The 19,400-nt window shown below is 74.6% G+C and carries 20 protein-coding genes; 13 read left to right on the plus strand and 7 right to left on the minus strand.

The genetic code is table 11. The features are described 5' to 3' along the window. Positions 1 to 726, minus strand: coding sequence for a VOC family protein (locus FE634_RS10360; protein ID WP_138875825.1), 726 nt, complete (start codon positions 724 to 726; stop codon positions 1 to 3). Between the two features lie 104 nt (positions 727 to 830). Here FE634_RS10360 and FE634_RS10365 point away from each other — a divergent pair, with 104 nt between their 5' ends. Genes FE634_RS10365 through FE634_RS10375 form a run of 3 tightly spaced genes read left to right on the plus strand, consistent with a single transcriptional unit; the run spans position 831 to position 4,124 of the window. Further along, the gene (locus FE634_RS10365; RefSeq protein WP_262347649.1) at positions 831 to 2,945 is read left to right on the plus strand and encodes a HelD family protein; all 2,115 of its coding nucleotides are present in this window, start codon (positions 831 to 833) and stop codon (positions 2,943 to 2,945) included. Between the two features lie 11 nt (positions 2,946 to 2,956). Then, positions 2,957 to 3,610 (plus strand): nucleotidyltransferase domain-containing protein, encoded by a 654-nt coding sequence (locus FE634_RS10370; RefSeq protein ID WP_138875826.1) that lies wholly within the window; start codon positions 2,957 to 2,959, stop codon positions 3,608 to 3,610. A gap of 10 nt (positions 3,611 to 3,620) precedes the next feature. After that, on the plus strand, positions 3,621 to 4,124 hold the full coding sequence (locus tag FE634_RS10375; RefSeq protein ID WP_222847700.1) for a GNAT family N-acetyltransferase: 504 nt from the start codon (positions 3,621 to 3,623) through the stop codon (positions 4,122 to 4,124). An 8-nt stretch (positions 4,125 to 4,132) separates the two neighbouring features. Here the strand turns inward: FE634_RS10375 and FE634_RS10380 are convergent, their stop codons facing one another. Continuing rightward, the gene (locus FE634_RS10380) at positions 4,133 to 5,128 is read right to left on the minus strand and encodes a phosphotransferase enzyme family protein (RefSeq protein ID WP_138875827.1); all 996 of its coding nucleotides are present in this window, start codon (positions 5,126 to 5,128) and stop codon (positions 4,133 to 4,135) included. A 60-nt stretch (positions 5,129 to 5,188) separates the two neighbouring features. On the opposite strand from FE634_RS10380, the gene FE634_RS10385 reads away from it, so the two are divergent. Both FE634_RS10385 and FE634_RS10390 read left to right on the plus strand, forming a co-directional pair. Continuing rightward, positions 5,189 to 5,665: a group II truncated hemoglobin gene (locus tag FE634_RS10385; RefSeq protein ID WP_137291818.1), complete on the plus strand. Its 477-nt coding sequence runs from the start codon at positions 5,189 to 5,191 to the stop codon at positions 5,663 to 5,665. A gap of 66 nt (positions 5,666 to 5,731) precedes the next feature. Continuing rightward, the gene (locus FE634_RS10390) at positions 5,732 to 6,082 is read left to right on the plus strand and encodes a hypothetical protein (protein ID WP_138875828.1); all 351 of its coding nucleotides are present in this window, start codon (positions 5,732 to 5,734) and stop codon (positions 6,080 to 6,082) included. 594 nt (positions 6,083 to 6,676) lie between these two features. On the opposite strand, the gene FE634_RS10395 is transcribed toward FE634_RS10390, so the two are convergent. Then, positions 6,677 to 7,348, minus strand: a complete 672-nt coding sequence (locus tag FE634_RS10395; RefSeq protein WP_138875830.1) for a histidine phosphatase family protein — start codon at positions 7,346 to 7,348, stop codon at positions 6,677 to 6,679. A gap of 223 nt (positions 7,349 to 7,571) precedes the next feature. Here FE634_RS10395 and FE634_RS10400 point away from each other — a divergent pair, with 223 nt between their 5' ends. Continuing rightward, positions 7,572 to 8,798 carry an HNH endonuclease signature motif containing protein gene (locus FE634_RS10400; protein WP_138875831.1) on the plus strand — a complete coding sequence of 409 codons (1,227 nt, stop codon included), beginning with the start codon at positions 7,572 to 7,574 and terminating at the stop codon, positions 8,796 to 8,798. Between the two features lie 22 nt (positions 8,799 to 8,820). Here FE634_RS10400 and FE634_RS21025 read toward each other — a convergent pair whose 3' ends face one another. Further along, on the minus strand, positions 8,821 to 9,027 hold the full coding sequence (locus tag FE634_RS21025) for a hypothetical protein (protein WP_187366877.1): 207 nt from the start codon (positions 9,025 to 9,027) through the stop codon (positions 8,821 to 8,823). A 138-nt stretch (positions 9,028 to 9,165) separates the two neighbouring features. Here FE634_RS21025 and FE634_RS10410 point away from each other — a divergent pair, with 138 nt between their 5' ends. Beyond that, a complete protein-coding gene (locus tag FE634_RS10410; RefSeq protein WP_138875832.1) occupies positions 9,166 to 10,968 on the plus strand; it encodes a CocE/NonD family hydrolase in 1,803 nt (600 codons plus the stop codon). A 7-nt stretch (positions 10,969 to 10,975) separates the two neighbouring features. Here the strand turns inward: FE634_RS10410 and FE634_RS10415 are convergent, their stop codons facing one another. Continuing rightward, entirely contained in the window at positions 10,976 to 11,719 is a 744-nt protein-coding gene (locus tag FE634_RS10415) for a sortase domain-containing protein (RefSeq protein ID WP_262347650.1), read from the minus strand. Then, a complete protein-coding gene (locus FE634_RS10420) occupies positions 11,706 to 12,575 on the minus strand; it encodes an LLM class F420-dependent oxidoreductase (protein WP_138875833.1) in 870 nt (289 codons plus the stop codon). The genes FE634_RS10415 and FE634_RS10420 overlap by 14 nt, the downstream gene beginning before the upstream one ends. 47 nt (positions 12,576 to 12,622) lie before the next feature. Between FE634_RS10420 and FE634_RS10425 the strand changes: the two genes are divergently transcribed. After that, positions 12,623 to 13,078 (plus strand): hypothetical protein, encoded by a 456-nt coding sequence (locus FE634_RS10425; RefSeq protein ID WP_137291809.1) that lies wholly within the window; start codon positions 12,623 to 12,625, stop codon positions 13,076 to 13,078. A 31-nt stretch (positions 13,079 to 13,109) separates the two neighbouring features. Next, positions 13,110 to 14,441, plus strand: coding sequence for a peptidylprolyl isomerase (locus FE634_RS21775; RefSeq protein ID WP_138875834.1), 1,332 nt, complete (start codon positions 13,110 to 13,112; stop codon positions 14,439 to 14,441). On the opposite strand, the gene FE634_RS10435 is transcribed toward FE634_RS21775, so the two are convergent. After that, the gene (locus tag FE634_RS10435; RefSeq protein WP_148240565.1) at positions 14,438 to 14,878 is read right to left on the minus strand and encodes an OsmC family protein; all 441 of its coding nucleotides are present in this window, start codon (positions 14,876 to 14,878) and stop codon (positions 14,438 to 14,440) included. The genes FE634_RS21775 and FE634_RS10435 overlap by 4 nt on opposite strands. Positions 14,879 to 15,001: 123 nt before the next feature. On the opposite strand from FE634_RS10435, the gene FE634_RS10440 reads away from it, so the two are divergent. The 4 genes from FE634_RS10440 (at position 15,002) to FE634_RS10455 (ending at position 19,323) form a co-directional block, all read left to right on the plus strand. Beyond that, a complete protein-coding gene (locus FE634_RS10440) occupies positions 15,002 to 15,283 on the plus strand; it encodes a Fe-S cluster assembly protein HesB (RefSeq protein WP_137291806.1) in 282 nt (93 codons plus the stop codon). Positions 15,284 to 15,411: 128 nt separating this feature from the next. Continuing rightward, positions 15,412 to 15,996 (plus strand): CAP domain-containing protein, encoded by a 585-nt coding sequence (locus FE634_RS10445; RefSeq protein ID WP_138875835.1) that lies wholly within the window; start codon positions 15,412 to 15,414, stop codon positions 15,994 to 15,996. 27 nt (positions 15,997 to 16,023) lie between these two features. After that, positions 16,024 to 18,492 (plus strand): aminopeptidase N, encoded by a 2,469-nt coding sequence (pepN, locus tag FE634_RS10450; protein WP_138875836.1) that lies wholly within the window; start codon positions 16,024 to 16,026, stop codon positions 18,490 to 18,492. Positions 18,493 to 18,501: 9 nt separating this feature from the next. Beyond that, a complete protein-coding gene (locus tag FE634_RS10455; protein WP_138875837.1) occupies positions 18,502 to 19,323 on the plus strand; it encodes a formate dehydrogenase accessory sulfurtransferase FdhD in 822 nt (273 codons plus the stop codon). The last annotated feature ends 77 nt before the right edge of the window (positions 19,324 to 19,400 follow it).

Here is a 19,400-nt window from a genome sequence, read left to right on the forward strand (position 1 = left end):
TCACGGCCCCGCGAGCACGCAGAGCTCGTTGCCGTCCGGGTCGGCCAGCACGACCGGGTCGAGGCCCGGCCTGGCCGATCCCTGACCGATGTCGGCGGGCGAGGCCCCGAGCGCGACCAGCCGCGCGACCTCCGTGGCCTGGTCGCTGCCGTCGTCCGGGGCGAGGTCGAGGTGCCAGCGGTTCTTGCCCGTCTTGACGTTGACCGGCGGACCGCCCCAGGAGATCTTCGGGCCCCCGTGCGGCGCCTGGATCGCGGTCTCCTCGTCCTGGTCCCAGACCAGGGGCCAGCCCAGCGCCGCGCTCCAGAAGTAGCCGACCGCCTGGGTGCCGTCGCTCGACAGCGCCCCGAGGAACGGACAGCCCGCGAGGAAGCCGTTGCCGGGCTCGATGACGCAGAGCTCGTTGCCCTCCGGGTCCGCGAGCACGACGTGCGCCTCCTCGGGGCCCTGGCCGACGTCGAGGTGACGCCCCCCGAGCTCCAGCACCCTGGCGACGGTCTGCTCCTGGGCCTCCAGCGACGTGCTCGTCAGGTCGGTGTGCACCTGGTTCGGCCCGGTCTTCGGCGCCCGGGTCGGGCGGAAGCGGATCAGGAAGCCGGTGTCGTCCGCGGGCTCGAGGGTCAGACCGTCCCCGGTCGGCGTCCACCCGAGGACGCCGGACCAGAAGCCGGCGAGTCCGGGCGGGTCGTGCGCGTCGATGACCAGGGCGTCGAGTCGGAGCGACATGGCCCGACGCTAGGACCGGACCCGGGGGCGGTCAACGCACTTTCGACCGTCCGGATTGGTACGGTCGGTGGCTGCTCCCGTCGACCGCCTCGGAGGTTCCTGCCGTGTCCCGCGACCCCGCCCCCGACGCCGGTGCGGACGACGTCGAGCTGGCCGCCGAGGTCGAGCACCTGGCCGAGTCCCGCCGCCAGCTGGCCAGGATGCGCCGGCGCACGGCGTCGCTGGACGGCGCGGCCGCGGGTGACTGGGTCAGCCAGGAGGTCCTCACGGCGTCGCTGGCCCTCCGCATGGAGCAGCTGGCCGACGACCCGACGGTCCCGCTGTTCTTCGGCCGGCTCGAGACGACCGAGGGGCCCGGGACCGACGCGGAGTCGCTGCACATCGGGCGGCGCCACGTCTCCGACGAGCTCGGCGACCCGCTCGTCGTCGACTGGCGGGCACCGGTGAGCCTGCCGTTCTACCGGGCCAGCGCCCGCGAGCCGATGGGGGTCAGGGTCCGCCGCCGCTACGGCTTCCAGGAGGGGCGCCTCACCGCGTTCGAGGACGAGGACCTCACCGGCGGCGCGGGGGACGGCGACGGTGCTGACGAGGGCTTCTCCGAGATCCTGGAGTCGGAGATCGAGCGCCCCCGGGTGGGCCCGATGCGCGACATCGTCGCCACGATCCAGCCCGAGCAGGACGTGATCGTGCGGGCCGAGCTGACCCGGACCATCTGCGTGCAGGGGGCGCCCGGCACGGGCAAGACCGCCGTGGGCCTGCACCGTGCCGCCTACCTCCTCTACGCCCACCGCGACCAGCTGCGCCGCCAGGGCGTCCTGGTCGTCGGGCCGAACGCGAGCTTCCTGCGCTACATCCGCGAGGTGCTCCCGGCGCTGGGTGAGGTGGAGGCGACGCAGTCGACGATCGACGAGCTCGTGGTGGCCGGCGCGTCGGGCCGGCGGGCCGTCGAGGTGCGCACCACCGACCCGGCCGCCGTCGCCGTGCTCAAGGGCGACGCCCGGATGGCCGTCGTCCTCGAACGGGCGGTGTGGGGTCGGGTCGCGGCCCCGACCGAGCCGCTGGTCGTGCCGTGGGGGTCGCGGCGCTGGCGGGTGGCGGCCGACGACGTCGCCGAGGTGCTCGACGGGCTGCGGGCCCGCGGCGTGCGCCACGACGCCGGCCGGGCGATGCTGCCGCAGGCCCTGGCCCACCGCGTGCTTTCGGCGATGGCCGACGGCGGCGAGTCGCCCGACGACCGGGTCCAGGACGCGGTGGCGCGGTCCCGGCCGGTGCGCGAGTACGTCAAGCAGCTGTGGCCGCAGGTCGATCCCGCCCGTGTCGTGTGGCTGCTGCTGTCCGACCCGGCGGCGCTCGAGGCGGCGGCCGCGGGAGTCCTCGAGCCGGCCGAGCAGGAGGCGCTGCGGTGGGCCAGGCCGTCGCGGGCGCCGGGCTCGGCGCGGTGGTCGCTGGCCGACGTCGTCCTGCTCGACGAGGCGGGCGACCTGCTCAACCGGACGCCGTCGCTGGCCCACATCGTGGTCGACGAGGCGCAGGACCTGTCACCGATGATGCTGCGGGCGCTGGCGCGGCGCGCGTCCACGGGCTCCCTGACCGTGCTCGGCGACCTCGCGCAGGCCACCACGCCGTGGGCGACCCGGTCGTGGGCGGAGGCGCTCGGTCACCTCGGCAAGCCGGACGCGCACGTCGAGCAGCTCACCCGCGGCTTCCGGGTGCCCGGCGAGGTGATCGAGTACGCCGCCCGGCTGCTGCCGCACATCGCGCCCGACCTCGAGCCGCCGACGTCGGTGCGGCGCTCCCGCGGCGAGCTGGTCGTCTCCACCGACCCCGTCGCCGACGTGGCGCTGCGGGTCGGCGAGCGGGTCGGGTCGGTGGCGGTGGTCGTGCCCGACGCCCGGGTCGACCACGTGGCGGCGTCGCTGCTCGAGGCCGGGGTGCGCCTCACCCGCCTCGGCGAGGACGGCTCGGGCGAGACCTGGGGGGAGGGGGCCTCGGAGCTCGACGCGCACCTCGACCTGGTGCCCGCGAGCCTGGCCAAGGGCCTGGAGTTCGACCACGTCGTCCTGCTGGACCCGGAGGGGATCGTCGCCGGCGAGCCCGACCGGGTGACGGGGCTGCGGCGCCTCTACGTCTGCCTGACCCGCGCCGTGACGTCGCTGACCCTGCTCCCGGACGGCGACCTGCCGGCCGAGCTCGGCCCGCCGGACGCCGAGCCCCGGTAGCGTCGTCCGGCGTGAGACCACCGCTCGGGCCACCCGACCCCGCCCCGCCCCGAGCCGGTCACCTCGGACCCGCGGCGTTCGACCGCTGGTACGGCGGCTGGGACCCGCTCGACCCGACGACCATCGCGGCGTTCATGGACGGCTTCGACCGGCCCTGGTGGATCATCGGCGGCTGGAGCATCGAGGTCTTCACCGGCGTGCCGCGCGACCACGAGGACATGGACATCTCGATCCTGTCCGACGACGCCGAGGCCTTCCGGCTGTTCCTGGGGGAGCGGTGGACCCCGTGGAACGTCGACGACGGGTGGTTCCGTCCCTTCGACGACCGGTTCACCGACGTCCGGCCCGACAGCCAGGTGTGGGTGCGCCGGGACGCCCGGTCGCCGTGGGTCCTCGACGTCCCCTTCACCCCGTCGACCGACGGGCGCTGGGGCAACAAGCGGCACCCGGCGCACACCGAGGACCTCGACGACGTCACGTGGGTCGCGCCGGACGGGCTCCGCTACGCCCGCCCCGAGGTGACCTTGATGTTCAAGGCGGCCCAGGTGCGCGAGAAGGACCGCCGCGACGCCGAGGTCGCCCTGCCGATGCTCGACGCGCGGGCACGCCGCTGGCTGCGCGACACCGTCGCCCTCCTCGACCCCCGGCACCCGTGGGCCGACTAGCCTGCTCGCCGTGAGCGCCCCCGACCTGGTCCGCATCGGCCCGGACGACTGGCGCGAGTTCCGCGCCGTGCGCCTCGCGGCGCTCGCCGACGCCCCGGGCGCCTTCGGTGCGCGCCACTCCGAGTGGGCCGACGCGACCGAGGAGCGTTGGCGCCGCCGGCTGACCGACGTCCCGTTCACGGTGGTGGCCAGGGGGGTCGACGGGCCGGTCGGCGTGGTCTCGGGCGTGGCGTCGGGGGAGTCGGGGGAGTCGGTGGAGCTGATCTCGATGTGGGTCGCCCCGGGCGAGCGGGGCACCGGACTGGCCGGGCGGCTGATCGCCCTGGTGGTCGACTGGGCCCGCGACGGCGGACGGCGCACGGGGCTCATGGTGCGCGACGACAACCTCGGTGCGATCCGCGCCTACACCCGCGCCGGGTTCGTCGACCACGGCGTGCCCGACGACTGGCCGGCCACCGAGCCGGCCGAGCGCCGGATGTGGCACGAGGGCACGCCCGCCCGACCTCGGCCCTGACGACGCTCTCACCCCGCGGTGCCGCGCGGACCCACGTGGTCCAGCGCCGACGCGCCCCACCCCGCCGGGTCGTCACCGGCCGGGACGGCGGCCAGGGCCTGCCACAGGACCAGGGCGTCCCACCAGGCGGCCTCGACCGGGCTCAGTGGACGCACGGACTCGTAGCCCGCCAGGAACCCGGCCCGGACGTCGGACGACACCGGTGCCCAGCCGCGGAACCGGGTCCCGAGCAGCACCGCCGAGCGCGCCAGCTCGACGACGGCGTGGTCGACCCGCGCCTCCTCGAGGTCGAGCAGGGCGGTGACCGTGGCGCTCTCGCCCTCGCACAGGATGTTCGCGGCCCGCACGTCGCCGTGGACGAGCTGGACCGGCAGCCCGTCGTCCGGGGCGCGGGCGGCGAGACCGCGCAGGGCCTCGCGGGCGGGCGTCAGGACCCCGTCGTCCGTGGCGCCGAGCCACGTGGCGATGCGGGCGGCCGGGGCGGCCACCTCGGGCGTGGGGGAGTCGGACCAGGTCGCGCGGGGGTACGCCGCGAGCGCGCCGTGCAGCCGCGCCAGGACGGCTCCCGCGGCCCGCACCTGCTCGGGGCGGCCGACGTCGAGGAGGTCGCCGGGCACCACGCGCTGGAGGTTCATCGAGACGCCCGCGACCCTGACCTGCGGGACACCGCCGAGCGAGCGGAGCGGCGCCGACACCGGCAGCCCCCGCCTGGCCAGCCACCCGGTGAGCCGGGCGACCGCGTCGAGGTGGGCGAACCGGTCGGGAGCCGCCGACCACTTCGCGAGCACCGGTCCGGCCGGCGTCGCGAGCCAGGCGAGGGCGTTCGAGTCGCTGATGACGACCCGATCGACCGACCCGACCTCGAGACCCCACTCCGCCTCGACGACCGCCGCCACCCAGGCCGCGGCCGCGACGGCGTCCGCGAACCCGAAGCGCGTTCTCAGCGCCGCGTGCGGGTCGCCGTCCTCCCAGAGCAGCTCCACCGGCACCGCGACGTCGCCCATCCGGCCATCCCAGCACGTGGACCTCGCGGAAGCGGCGCACGGTCTGCGAGAGTCGGTGCCATGGGAGTCGAGGAGCCGGGTCTGCCGACGCTGTTCGAGTGGGCCGGGGGAGCCGAGCCGGTCCGCGCCCTGATCGACGCGTTCTACGACCGCGTCGAGGCCGACGACCTGCTCGCGCCGTTCTTCCCGGGCGGCGTCGACGAGCGGCACCGGTCGCACGTGGCCGCCTGGTGGGCGGAGGTCCTGGGTGGCCCGACGGCCTACACCGACGAGCACGGCGGCTACGAGACGATGCTGGCCCACCACCGCAACCTCGGCATCACGCCCGAGCAGCGCCACCGCTTCGTGGCCACGATGAGCCTCGCGGCCGACGACGCCGCCCTGCCCGACGACCCGGAGTTCCGCGCCGCGATCATCGGCTACGTCGAGTGGGGGACCCGCCTGGCGATGGGCAACTCGGTGCGTGGCGCCGCCGTCGCCGAGCACGCGCCCGTGCCGCGATGGGGCTGGGGAGTGGCGCCGCCGTACCAGGGGTGAGCCCGGGTGCCGCGGAGCCACAGGGTCTGGTCTGGTGGTCGTCCCGGACGTGGCAGGGTGCGCACCGTGAGCGACGCCGAGCAGCCCACCCGCCCCGGGATCTGGAGCGACCTCGCCCCGACCCTCGTCTGGATGGGGCTGTTCCTGATGGTCTGCGTGATGGGCTTCCTGCTCCTGTACCCGCCGCACGTCAACTTCGAGGACCGCAGCGAGGACTCCGCGTCGGGCACCGTGTGCTCCTCGGTGGTCTCGGTGGGCCGGCCCCGCGCCGACAGCAGCACCGTCAGCCGGGGCGTCGACGACCTCGGCAGGGCTGGCTACGACGAGGCCGAGGCGGCCTGCGACGGCCGGCGGACCGGCGCGGTCGCAGCGGTCGCGGTGCTGGCGGTGCCGCGTCGCTGTCGGGATGCTGGCTGATGATCGCCCGGTCGCGGCGTCCGCCGTTGAGGGACGTCACCTGAGCCGTCCGTGCTCCGTCCGGGCTAGTCGATGCACTGGCTCCAGGCGCCAGCACGCCAGGCGCCGGCCTCGGTGCGCCAGACCTCGACCTGGAGGACACGCGATCCCCGCCTGTCGAGGAGGTCGACCACACGCACTGCATCCTCGTCACCCGCACCGACGTCGTGACCTCGTGCTTGCGTCCGCACCGACACGACTCGACCCTGCCCGTCGAAGTCCAGCATGGCGTCCTTCAAGTCACCCCAGGTGGCACCGTCCGCCACGGGCTCGTACGAGCTCTCGCAGTCCCCGTCGCTGCTGCTCCCTGTGGCGCCGCACCCGTCGAGAAGCGAGCACGACAGTGCCGCCAGGCACGCGCGAACCACCGTCGTCCCACCCATGGGACAGAGTGTGCACAACGTGGTGGCTCCGAGGCCGGTTTCGCAGGTTCCTCGGTTCGCCGATAAGTGACATTATGTCAGGTCGAGCGGTGTGCGAGTACTGGGTTCGTCGTACGCCACGCGCTCACAGCCATCGCTCCGAGTATCCTCTCCCCCGTCACTAGCGCCGCGATCAGATGACTTCCTCTGCGCTCTCGCCGGTGACGTCGTGGGCCCGTTCGTCAGTCAGATCTTGCCCACCGACGGGGTCTGCGACCCAGCGCGTCAGGGTCCAACCCGAACCGGCGTCGCGATCGAGCACCCCCATGCCAGTGTTCGCAAGACGCAGATCTGTCGCATCCTCGGGACGAAGTCCAGCAGCGAGCGCCACCCAGACGCGAATGGCCGCGCCGTGACTGACGACAGCGACGGCGGTTTCGTGCGGATGTTCCTGAACGAGCGCATCGATCGCCGCGTCGTAGCGATCAACGAACTCACGTCCCGAGGGTCCGCCAGGCATCTTGCAACCAAGGTCACCGTGCATCCACGACGCCAGACAGGCGGCATAGGCGCGTACCGAGGCCTCGTCCGACGACATCTCCAGGTCACCCGCCGCGATTTCCTCCAACCCTGTACGCATCTGGACCTGGACGCCCAGATGGTCCGCCAGCGGTCGGGCAGTGAGCTGCGCCCGGACCAGCTCTGAGGCGTAAACCGCACGCACGTTCTCCGATGCAAGCACTCCTGGGATTGCTTGAGCCTGAATGATGCCGAGGGCCGTGAGTTCCGCGCCGGGGAAACTCGTATCCAGTGCGCCGGACACGTTGCTGGGTGTCTGGCCATGTCGGAGCAGGTAGAGACGCACACCCCGACCCTAGGCTCGGCTGCCACACCCGCCAGCCGGGGACGCATCGTTGCATGCCTCAAGGGCAGGACGGCCCCCTCACTGGGGACCTGGGCTCCGCATGACGGTGCGGGCGATGGTCGATGGCGACACGTCGCAGGAGCGAGGACTCGGGACCAGGGCATCGTCCACAGCATACTCGAACACACTGGCGACTGTCTGCTCACGAGCGTAGAATTGGTGCATGAGCAGGTATCCCGACGACCGTGTGGTGGGACATCCCGTCGCGCGGTTCGTCGGGGTCCTGGAGGCCGAGCTGGCGGGTCTCTCGGACGCCCAGACCTGGTCGCTCGGCGCCGAGGCGACCGCAGACCTGGTCCCCCGCCTCGCCGCGGTGATCGCGGGCGTGCAGGAGCTCGAGGCCCGCCTCGTCCGGCACGCCGAGGACATCGAGATGCCCGGGACGATCGGGGCCAGGTCGACAGCGCAGTGGTTGGCGCGGATCACCCGCGTCACCGGTCGCGAGGCTTCGCGCAAGGCGCGGCTCGCCCACGACCTCGCGGCGCACGAGCCGACCAGGGCAGCGATGGCCGCAGGTCGGGTGCACGCCGAGCAGGCCCAGGTCATCGCCGCCGCGGTCGACGACCTCGGCGACGAGCACACGCACCTGAGCGACCAGGCCGAGGCGCACCTCCTCGGTGAGGCGGCCCACCACGACGCGCACGACCTGAAGGTCCTCGGCCGCCGGATCCTCGAGACCATCGACCCCGACAAGGCCGACGAGCACGAGGCCCGCCTGCTCGGGGCCGAGGAGGCCCGCGCCTGGAGGAAGACCCGCTTCACGCTGTGGGACGACGGCGAGGGCCTCGCCCACGGCACGTTCGCGATCCCGACGGCCCAGGCCTCGATGCTGCGCAAGGCGCTCGCGGCGCTCGCCGCCCCCAAGCACGTCCGCGCCACGGAGGGCGCCGGGTCCTACGACTTCGACAAGCCGACGCCCGAGCGGCTCGGCCGCGCCTTCGGCGAGTACGTCGAGCGCTACCCCGCCGACCGGCTGCCGTCGATGGGTGGCACGAACGCCACGGTCGTGGTCACGATGACCCTCGGGACCCTCCTCGGCGACCTGCAGGCCGCCCACCTCGACACCGACGTGGCGCTCTCCCCCGGCCAGGCCCGGCGGATGGCCTGCGAGGCCGGGATTATCCCCGCCGTCCTCGACGGCGCCGGCCACGTGCTCGACGTCGGACGGCGGCGCCGCTTCCACAACCCGGCCCAGCGGCTCGCGATCGCGCTGGAGCAGCGCCACTGCCAGCACCCGGCCTGCACGACGCCCGCCGCGTACTGCCACACCCACCACGAGGTCCCGTGGAGCCGCGGCGGCACGACCAACACCACGGACGCCGTCCTGCTCTGTCCCTTTCACCACCACCAGGCCCACGCCTCCGGGGCCAGGTACCCGTTGCGCACCTGAGCCGGGCGCAGTGTCCGACTGTTCAGGTCCGTCGTTCGCGCACGGCCACGGCGGCGACGATCGCGACCGCACTCACGCCGAGGCCCACGGAGAGGACGACCCCGAGCGTGCCGGGGACGTCGTCGCGGACGAGGCCCGCGACCACGCCAACGACGGCGAGCACCAGGGTCGCGACCCCGATCCAGAACAGCGTGAACGTGCCGGCACCCCACGACGACCGATCTGCCATGCCCGTGATCCTACGGACGGCGCCGAGCAGCACGACGACGCCGAGCGCGCAGCCCACGCGGCGCGACCCGGCCGATCCGACACCCGGTCCCGGGCCCGACCCTTGCGCTCGAGCGGCGTCCGTGCTGGTGTCACGCTCGTGACGTCACGTTCTCGGACCCTGGCCCTGCTCGTCGCGCTCGTGCTGCCGCTCGCCGGCGTGAGCGCTGCGGCGGCCCGTCCGGCTGCGCCCTCCCCCGGCCCCGTCGACGCCATGGCCGACGTTCCGGCCTCGACGGCGGAGCGGGCCGAGGCACTGAGCCCGCTCCACCCGTCCCGGCCGCCGCGCAACGACGCGGACCAGCGGGACCTCGTGGTCACGCGGGTGTTCGTGACGACGTCGGTCGACTCCGACCGCGATGGCCGACCGGACGTCGTGCGCGTGGTGGTGACCCGGCCCCGGCCGGGTGTCGTCGGTGGACGCCGCCTCGCGACCGTCGCGCAGGTGTCGCCCTACTTCTCGTGCTGCGCCGGCGCGCCCAACCACGACGTCGACGTCCCGCTCGGCCAGGCCCGTCGTCCGTCGGGGGCGCCCGGCAGGATCAAGGACTACCTCCTGACCGGCATCCGCACCGACGGCGCCGCCTGGGCCCGCAAGGGCTACGCCTACGCGCGGGTCGCCTCGCTCGGCTCGAACGGCTCCACCGGCTGCCCGACGATCGGGGACGACCTGGAGGCGGCCGGCGCCGTCGCGCTCGTCGACTGGCTCAACGGCCGCACCACCGCCCGGACGGCGTCCGGTCGCCTGGTGCGCGCCCGCGGCTGGTCGACCGGCAACGTGGGGATGACCGGGGCGTCCTACGACGGGACGCTGCCCAACATGGCCGCCGCCACCGGCGTGGCGGGGCTGCGCGCCATCGTGCCGCTGTCGGCGATCTCGAGCTGGTACCACTACTACCGCCAGGCCGGCCTGGTCGTGGCCCCCGGCGGCTACCAGGGCGAGGACGCCGACGTGCTGGCGCGCTTCGACTACACCCGCCGCGACCGGCGGATCTGCCGGCCGGTGATCGCCGATCTCGAGCGGGACCAGGACCGCGCCACCGGCGACCACAACGACTTCTGGGCGGCACGGGACCTGGTGCCCAGGGCCGGTGACGTGCGGGCCGCGGTCCTGATCGGGCACGGGTTCAACGACACCAACGTCAAGCCCGACCAGGCTGCGCGGTGGTACGCCGCGCTGCGCCGCGCCGGCGTCCCGGCCAAGATCTGGTGGGACCAGGGCAGCCACGGCACCCCGGTCCCCCAGCGCCTGGTCGACCGGTGGTTCGACCACTTCCTGTACGGCGTCCGCAACGGGGTGGCCGGCGGCAAGCGGGCCGCGGTGAGCGACGGCGGCACGACCCGCTGGTACCGCTCGTGGCCCCGGCCGGGGTCGAGCCCGCGCACCTGGACCCTGCGTGCCGGTGGCGGGCTCGCGCCCGGCGGCCGGTCGTCCGCGGCGCGCCGCACCTTCACCGACGACGCGTCGCTCAGCGCTGCCGACGTCTGTGCGAGTCGGGAGCGCGAGCACGCCGCGATCTTCCGCTCCGCGGTCCTGCGCCGGGGCCTCGACCTCAGCGGCACCCCGCGCGCCGACGTGCGCCTGACCTTCGACGCCACCGCCGCGAACGTGACGGTCGCGCTCTGCCAGGTCGACCCCGCCGGGCGCGGCTCCTTGCTCACGCAGGGCTTCGCCGACCCCCAGAACGTCGGCTCGCCCACCCGGGGCACCCCGCTCGTGCCCGGTCGACCGGTCGACGTCCGCGTCGAGCTCCAGCCGCTCGACCGGGCGCTGCCGCCGGGTGCCCGGATCGCGCTGGTGGTGATGTCGAGCGACCGCGACTTCACCCTCCGACCGCCGGCCGGCACCCGGGTCACGCTCGCCGCGGCCCACAGCTCGCTGCGGCTCCCGGTGGTGCGCTGAGCAGGGGTCAGGCCGGCCGGGTGCGCACCAGCACGCCGATCTTGTCGATGCGGTGCTCGGGGTTGTCGAACTCGTCGGACCAGTAGTTGCCCTCGGCGTGGTCCTCCTGGGTGCGGCAGGTCGAGATGGTGATCATGGCGCGGACCGGGGTGGCACCGGGGCGACCGGGGACGGCGGCCCGCTGCTCGGCCAACGAACGGGCCGAGCGGAACGAGGTGATCCGCGTGCCCCGGATCTCGTAGACGTACTCGACGCCGCCGGCCCGGACGACGACCCGGTCGCCGCGCCCGAGGTCCGGCAGGAACTCCAGGATCCGGGTGGACGACGTCCGGTGGCCGGTGACCTGGTAGTTCCCGACGCCACCGGGCCCGACGCCGCCGCGCGGCCCGAAGGGGCTGGCGGCGATCCCGGTGTTCTGGATGGCGTGGCCGGCCGCGTCGTCGGTGTGACCCCGGTAGGCCTCCACGCGCAGGTCGGCGATGTCGAGCTCCGGGATCGACATCCGGGCATCACGCGGCCGGCCGTCGCTGACGACGTACGCGGGGGCCGGCGACGGCGTCTCGGCGACGTCCTCCCCCGGTGCCGACGGTGCGGCGGACGGGGGTGCCGAGGGAGCGGTCGACGACGTCACGGCCGGGTCCGGAGCGGCCCGTCGCGACCCCTCCGCCGAGCCGTCGGTGGCGCAGGCCGCCAGGGCCACGAGCGCCGTCAGGGCGAGCGCGGCCGGACGGCGCGGGTCAGAGGTCGGCAAGGCGCGGCAGCACCTTCTCCACCACGTCGGTGGTCCACCCGACCGGGTCGGCGGTGGCCGGCCCGACCGTGACGGTGTCGATCCCGAGCGCGGCGTACCCGGCCATGTCGGCGAGGAAGCCCTCGGGATCACCCTGGGGATCGGCGGCGAGCACGACGCTCTTCTCGATGGCGTCGTAGTCGGTGCCGAGGGTGTCGCAGTGCCCGCGGAGCACCTCGAGCTTGTGGCGCACGACGTCGTGGCCCTCGGCGAACAGGTTGCACATCTGGGCGTACTGCGCGACCAGCCGCAGCGTCTTCCGCTCCCCCGACCCGCCGACGAGGATCGGCGGGTGCGGCCGCTGGTACGGCGGCGGGACGTTCACGGTCTCGGCGAGCCGGTAGTGCCGCCCGTCGTAGGGCCCCTCGTCGTCACCCCACATCTGCAGGCACACCTGCAGGGTCTCCTCGAGCCGCTCGAAGCGCTCGGCGGTCGGCGGGAACGGGACGCCGAGGCCGCGGTGCTCGCGGTCGTACCAGGCGGCGCCGATGCCGAGCATGGCGCGACCGCGCGAGAGCCGGTCGAGCGTGGTGACGGTCTTGGCGAGCAGGCCCGGGTGCCGGTAGGTCACCCCGGTCACGAGGAGGCTGAGGCGGACGCGCTCGGTGACGCCGGCGAGGTAGCCCAGCGTGGTGTAGCCCTCGAGCATCGGCTCGGCCGGGCCGCCGAGGTCCTCCATCTGGAACCAGTGGTCCATCACCGCCAGGAGCGAGACGCCACCCTGGTCGGCGACGCGGGCGGTCTCGGTGAGCCGGTCCTCCAGCGTCGTCGCCCAGTCGGGGTGGCTGAAGTTCGCGTAGTGCACACCCAGCTTCATGCCTTTGAGCGTAGTCAGCCCCCGGTGACCCGTGTCACGGTCTGGGCGTGGACGACGAGCGCGAGACCGACCGCCCCTCCGAGGAGCACCGCCGCCCCGACGGCGTCAGCGACGACACCGTCGAGGCGCTCGGCAAGCTCTCGGCGGCGCTGGACCACGTGGAGGACGCCCGCGGCCACCTCTACGCCTTCCACCGCCTCTGCGGCAGCGCGGAGTCGACGCTGGAGGAGGCGACCGAGCTGATCCGGGCGGCCGGCCACGACGACCTCGCCGACGCGCTCGACCGCGACCTCCTCGGGCGCAACGTGCTCCCCGGCATGTGGTCCTTCCAGATGGTCGAGGGCTACGACGACGGCTACTACGCGACCGCGAAGGGACTCCAGGAGCGGGCGCTGGCCGACCTCGTCGAGGGCCGGCGGCACCTGTTCGAGGCCGAGATGAAGGAGCTGCGCCGCACCCGCGGACGCCCCGGTCACGCGGCCACGCCGGACAGCGGGAGCTGAGCACCCCGGGGGCTCCCCTACGATCCACCGCATGGTGAAGCGCTCCCTGGCCCGTCCCGGATCCCTGCTCGCGGCCGTCGTCCTGGTCCTCGGCCTCGCCGGCTGCGGCGACGAGAGCGGCTCGCCCGACGAGGGGTCGTCGCCGTCCGCGTCCGCGTCCGAGGGAGCCGACGACAGCACGGGCGCCGAGGCGAGGACCCACGAGCCGCAGCCCGAGAACGCCGAGGGCGCGCCCTGTACCTACACCACCGGCAGCGAGGCGGCTCGCGCCGTCGAGCCGCCGCCCGCCGCCGCGGCCTACACCGGGACGGTCGAGGTGGTGCTCGAGACGTCCGCGGGCGACGTCGACGCCACGCTCGACGCGCAGGCCGCGCCGTGCACGGTGAACTCGTTCACCTCGCTGGCCAGCCAGGGCTACTACGACGACACGCCGTGCCACCGGCTCACCACGCAGGGCATCTACGTCCTGCAGTGCGGCGACCCGACCGGCACCGGCTCCGGCGGCCCCGGCTACTCCTTCGCCGACGAGCTGACCGGCTCCGAGACCTACCCGGCCGGCACCCTGGCGATGGCCAACGCCGGGCCGAACACCAACGGCTCGCAGTTCTTCGTCGTCTACGACGAGACGCCGCTCCCGCCGTCCTACACCGTCTTCGGCACCATCGGCGCCGACGGGCTGGCGGTCGTGCAGTCCATCGCCGACCGGGGCACCGACGACGGCTCGGGCGACGGTGCCCCGGCCGAGGAGGTCACCCTCGACTTCGTCGCGGTCGGGGAGGCCGTCGACGGTCCGCCCGCCGCCGTGCCGAGCGGGACCTGCACCTACCCCTCCGACGGCAGCGGCACCACCTCGTCGGTCCAGCCGCCGCCGGCCCGGCCGAGCGCCGACGGCGACGTCGCGATCACGATCGCCTCCACCATCGGCAGGCTCAGGGCCACCCTGGACGCGGCTGCCGCGCCGTGCACGGTCAACTCGTTCACCGCCCTGGCCGAGCAGGGGTTCTTCGACGGCACCTCGTGCCACCGGCTCACCACGCAGGGCATCTTCGTGCTCCAGTGCGGCGACCCGACCGGCACCGGCAGCGGCGGCCCCGGCTACTCCTTCGCCGACGAGCTGAGCGGCTCCGAGACCTACCCGGCCGGCACGCTGGCGATGGCCAACGCCGGAGCCGACACGAACGGCTCGCAGTTCTTCATCGTCTACGGCGACAGCGAGCTGCCGCCGAGCTACACGGTCTTCGGCACCGTCTCCCCCGCCACCCTCAAGGCGGTCACGCGGGTCGGCGACGCCGGCGTCCGCGGCGGCGGCCCCGACGGGGCGCCCAAGACCGCGGTCACCCTGCAGAAGGTCACGGTCGGCTAGGGAGCCTCGGGGGCGAGCTCGTAGGCGACGTCGGAGCCCAGGCCGACGGTCCGCGAGACCGTGCAGATCCGGTCGTGGGTCTGGGCGAGCACCCGCGGCAGGATCGCGCGGGCGGCGTCCCCGGCCTCGCCCTCGGGGAAGACCGCGTCGAAGAGCAGGCGGAGGTCGGTCATCCGGCTGCCGGTGTCGTCGCGACCCTTGTGCCCCTCGGAGACGACGTCGAACGACGTCGGCTCGGCGCGCCGCGACGTCAGCTCCTCGACGTTGATCGCGGCGCACCCGGCCAGGGCCGCCAGCAGCAGCTCGACGGGGGTGAAGTCGCTCTCGGTGACACCGACGTCGATGGTGCCGCCGGCGGCGTTGGTGACCCGGAACGAGCCCCGGTCGAGGCGGGTGAGGGAGACCGCGCGGTAGGTGTCGGGGGTGGCGTCGCTCATGGCACCAGCGTGGCACGCCGCGCCGACCGACACGCCCGGGACCGGGCCCGCCTTGAACGCGCGGGCCGAGTCCGCCACCGTGGAACGGGTCAGAGCACGACCGAGCCAACCCGGAAGGCGAGCATGCTCACCCTCACCGAGAACGCCCGCGCGATCGTCCGCGACATCACCACCCAGCCCGGCCAGCCCGAGTCCGCGGGGCTGCGCATCACCAGCGACGCCGACCCGTCGTCGTTCGCCATCGCGGCCGCCGAGTCGCCCGAGCCGGCCGACCAGGTGGTCGACCAGGCGGGCGCCACGGTCTACCTCGACGAGCAGGCCGCCGCGCTGCTCGACGACAAGATCCTCGACGCGGCCGTCGACGACGCCGGGCGCGTGGAGTTCGCGCTCGCCTACCAGGCGTAGACCCGCACCACCGCGCACCACCTGCGACCGACCCCGGGCCACCCGCCCGGGGTCGGTCGTCCCTCGTGGGGCCCTCGCGCGCCGGGCCGCCGCCCGGACCCGCAGCCGGCCCGGACGACAATGACGGCATGAGCCGACCGCACCCGCCCCTGGCACTGCTCGTCCCCGCCCTGCTCGTGGTGGCCCTGCTGGCCCCGGCGGCCCGGGCAGCCGCGGACCAGACGCCCCCGTCCCCCGCCACCGTGACCGCCACCGTCACCGACGCCTCCCGCACCCACGGCGCCCCGGCCGTCCGCCTGGGCCGGGTGCTCGAGCTGGTCAACCGGGCCCGCTCGCAGGCCCGCACCTGCGGCGGCGTCGAGCACCGCGCCGTCCCCCGGATCGTGCGCGAGGCCCGCCTCGACCGGGCGGCCGGGAGGTTCGCGCGCCTGATGGCGCGGCGCGACTTCGTGTCCCACGAGTCGCCGGACGGCAGCGACCCCGGCGACCGGATCCGGCGCGAGGGCTACCGGTGGACGTCGTACGGCGAGAACGTCGCCGCCGGCCAGGCGACACCGGCCGCGGTGGTCCGGGCCTGGCTCGGCAGCCCCGGCCACTGCGCGGTGATCATGAGCCCCTTCCGCGAGATCGGGATCGGCCACGGCCACCGGGCCGGCGCGACCTACCGGCACTACTGGGTGCTCGACCTCGCCTCCCGCCGCGGCCGGGGCTGATCAGGAGGCCCGGTTAGGGTCGGCGCCATGAGCGTCGCGTCCACCCGGAGCCTGTTGCACACCGAAGCCCTCGCCCGCCGCGAGCTGCTCGACGTCACCTCCTACGACGTCGAGCTCGACCTCGCCTCGGACGAGGCGAGGTTCCGCTCCGTCACGACGATCACCTTCGAGAGCCGGGGTGGCGCGACGTTCGTGGACCTCAAGCCGGTCGGCCTGAACGGGGTCCGGCTCGACGACCGCCCCCTCGACCCCGACCTGCTCTCCGGCGGCCGCCTGCCGCTCGAGACCACGCCCGGCACCCACGTGCTCGTCGTCGACGCCGTGATGCCGTTCCGCAACGACGGCGAGGGCCTGCACCGCAGCGTCGACCCCGCCGACGGCCGGCACTACGTCTACGGCATGTCGTTCATGGACGCCGCGCCGACGGTCTTCGCCTGCTTCGACCAGCCCGACCTGAAGGCGCCGTACACGCTGCGCGTCCGGGCCCCGCACGACTGGGTCGTCGTGGGGAACGCCCCGGCCGCCCTCGTCGACGGCGGCGGGCAGCAGCCCGGCACCTGGGAGCTCGGACCGACGCAGCCGCTGTCGACCTACTTCGTCACGCTGGTCGCCGGGCCGTACCACGTCGTGCGCGACGAGCACGACGGCATCCCGCTCGGCCTCAGCAGCCGGCAGAGCCTGGCCCGGCACCTCGACAAGGACGCCGACGAGCTGCTGACCATGACGCGGCAGTGCTTCGACGAGTTCCACCGGCTCTTCGGCATCCGCTACCCCTTCGGCGACTACCACCAGGCCTTCGTGCCGGAGTTCAACGCCGGCGCGATGGAGAACCCCGGCTGCGTCACCTTCCGCGACCAGCTCGTCTTCGACACCCGCGTGACCCGCGGCAAGCGGATCCTGCGCGCCACGACGGTCGCGCACGAGATGGCGCACCAGTGGTTCGGCAACATCACCACCCCCCGCTGGTGGGACGACCTCTGGCTCAACGAGTCCTTCGCCGAGTACATGGGCAACCGGGTCACCGCCGAGGTCACCGAGTACGACGACGCGTGGACCCACGTGTCGTGGTCGCGGCGGCAGTGGGGCCTTCGCGCCGACCAGCGGCCAAGCACCCACCCCGTCGCCGGCAACGGCGCCGAGGACGCGCTCACCGCGCTGCAGAACTTCGACGGGATCTCCTACGCCAAGGGCTCCAGCATCCTGCGCCAGCTCTGCACCCGGCTCGGCGACGAGGTCTTCCTCGCCGGCGTCGTCGACCACCTCGACCGCCACCGCTTCGGCAACGCGACCATGCACGACCTCGTCGCGAGCTGGGAGCGCGCCGGCGCCGAGGACCTCTCCCCCGTCGTCGGGGAGTGGCTGCGCAAGGCCGGGCCGGACGTCGTCCGCCACGACCGCGAGCGCGGCCTGGTGCTGCGGCACTCGCCCCCGGCGGCCCCGGCCGAGCGGTCCCACCTGTTCGACGTCGTCGTGCTCACCCCCGGCGGGGCCACGACGACCCCGGTGACGCTGACGGCCGACGAGACGCCGGCGCCGCCGGTCGCCCCGGGCGCGGCCGTCGTCCTCGACCCGCACGAGGAGAGCTGGGCGGTCTACGTGCCCGACGGCGAGACGGTCGCCGCGCTGGTCGACGTCCTGCCCGGCGTCACCGACCACCGGCTCCGCGCCGGGACCTGGAACAACGTCAAGAGCGGCTACGCCGAGGGCGCGATCGCCCCCGACGCGGTCGTGGCCCTGGCCGTCGCCGCGTTCCCGGCCGAGGACACCGAGGACACCGGCCGGCACACGATGCCGTGGCTCCTCGGCGAGGTCGTGCCCGCCGCGGCGACCGGGGCGCTCGAGCGCCTCCACCGCGCCGCGGTCGCCTCGCTGGTCCTCCAGCAGCCCGGCTCCGAGCTGCAGCTCTCCGCCTACCGCGCCGGCATCCGCACCGCGAGCGACCCGGCCACGCTGCGCGCCTGGCTGCAGGCGAGCCCCGACGGGATCACGCTCGACGACGACCTGCGGTGGCGGCTCCTGACCCGCCTGGCCGTCCTCGGCGGCACCGACCGGGCCGAGCTCGACGCCGCCCTCACGGCGGCCGAGAGCTCGGCCAACCGGGTCCACCACACCGGGGCGACGGCGTCGCTGCCGACCCCGGAGGCGAAGGCCTACGCCTGGGAGCGCTTCACCGGCGCCGTCGAGGTGTCGAACTACGAGCTGGAGGCCGCCGGGACCGGCATGTGGCGCGGCGGGCAGGAGCAGCTGACCGCCGAGTACGTCGACCGCTACGTCGCCGACCTGCCCGGCACCGGCGCGGTGCGCAGCGGGTGGGTGCTGGCGGTCGCGGCGACGGCGTTCTTCCCCGCCTCGCACGTCGACGCCGCGACGCTCGAGCGACTCCGCACCCTGCTTGCCCCCGGGGTGCTGGAGCCCGCCGTCGCGCGCCGGGTCGCCGACGCCGTCGACGACCTCGATCGCCAGCTCGCCGTCCGTGCCGCCTACCCGGTCGCCTGAGGTCGAGCCGTGAGAGAGCGCCGTCCCGGCCCCTCGGTCCGCCTCCGGGTCACCGAGGTCACCACTGGTGACCAGGGTCCCGCCCGTGAGCGGGAGGACCGGGTGATCACCGAGGAGCCCCTCGAGATCCGGCTGCAGTGGCCGGGGGCACCGGCCCGCCGGGTCTGGGTGACGATGCGGACGCCGGGCAACGACTTCGACCTGGCCGCCGGCTGGGTGCTCCACGAGGGCCTGGCGCCCCGCGTCGACCGCGTCGCCTACTGCACCGACACCACGCTGCGCCCCGAGCAGGAGTTCAACGTCGTCACGGTCTCCCTCGACGCCGAGCCGCCCGAGCTCCCCCACCAGCACGCCGCGCAGTCCGCCGGCTCGTCGGCCTGCGGGGTGTGCGGCACCGACAGCGTGACGAGTGCGCTGGCGGGTGAGGTCCGCCGGTGGGAGGGCGAGCTGCCCGGCGACGACGTCGTCCGCGGGCTGCCCGACCTCATGCGGGCGCACCAGCGGGTCTTCGACCGCACCGGGGGCGCGCACGCCGCCGCGCTCGCCACCGCGGCCGGTGAGCTGCTCGTCGTCCGGGAGGACGTCGGGCGCCACAACGCCGTCGACAAGGTCAGCGGCGCCCGGCTGCTGGCCGGCCTGCCGCCGGCCGAGGCGTGCCTGGTGGTGAGCGCGCGGGCCGGCTTCGAGCTGGTGCAGAAGGCGGTCGCCGTCGGCACCGGGTCGCTGGTGGCCGTCGGCGCGCCGACCAGCCTCGCCGTCGACCTGGCCCGGCGGTCCGGCCTCGTGCTGTACGGGTTCACCCGGCCCGGCCGCGCGGTGCGCTACTCCTGAGGGGCCGGTCCGCACCGGCCGGCTCCGGTCGGCGCGTGCTCCGAGCCGCTGTCGGTGCCCACCCCTAGCGTGGTCGT

Source organism: Nocardioides sp. S-1144 (assembly GCF_005954645.2).
Lineage (GTDB): Bacteria > Actinomycetota > Actinomycetes > Propionibacteriales > Nocardioidaceae > Nocardioides > Nocardioides dongxiaopingii.

Coding starts and splice junctions, on each gene's coding strand:
- FE634_RS10360 (WP_138875825.1), bottom strand. CDS start 726: ATGTCGCTCCGACTCGACGCCCTGGTCATCGACGCGCACGACCCGCCC.
- FE634_RS10380 (WP_138875827.1), bottom strand. CDS start 5,128: ATGGGCGACGTCGCGGTGCCGGTGGAGCTGCTCTGGGAGGACGGCGAC.
- FE634_RS10385 (WP_137291818.1), top strand. CDS start 5,189: ATGGGAGTCGAGGAGCCGGGTCTGCCGACGCTGTTCGAGTGGGCCGGG.
- FE634_RS10400 (WP_138875831.1), top strand. CDS start 7,572: ATGAGCAGGTATCCCGACGACCGTGTGGTGGGACATCCCGTCGCGCGG.
- FE634_RS21025 (WP_187366877.1), bottom strand. CDS start 9,027: ATGGCAGATCGGTCGTCGTGGGGTGCCGGCACGTTCACGCTGTTCTGG.
- FE634_RS10420 (WP_138875833.1), bottom strand. CDS start 12,575: ATGAAGCTGGGTGTGCACTACGCGAACTTCAGCCACCCCGACTGGGCG.
- FE634_RS21775 (WP_138875834.1), top strand. CDS start 13,110: ATGGTGAAGCGCTCCCTGGCCCGTCCCGGATCCCTGCTCGCGGCCGTC.
- FE634_RS10435 (WP_148240565.1), bottom strand. CDS start 14,878: ATGAGCGACGCCACCCCCGACACCTACCGCGCGGTCTCCCTCACCCGC.
- FE634_RS10440 (WP_137291806.1), top strand. CDS start 15,002: ATGCTCACCCTCACCGAGAACGCCCGCGCGATCGTCCGCGACATCACC.
- FE634_RS10445 (WP_138875835.1), top strand. CDS start 15,412: ATGAGCCGACCGCACCCGCCCCTGGCACTGCTCGTCCCCGCCCTGCTC.
- pepN (WP_138875836.1), top strand. CDS start 16,024: ATGAGCGTCGCGTCCACCCGGAGCCTGTTGCACACCGAAGCCCTCGCC.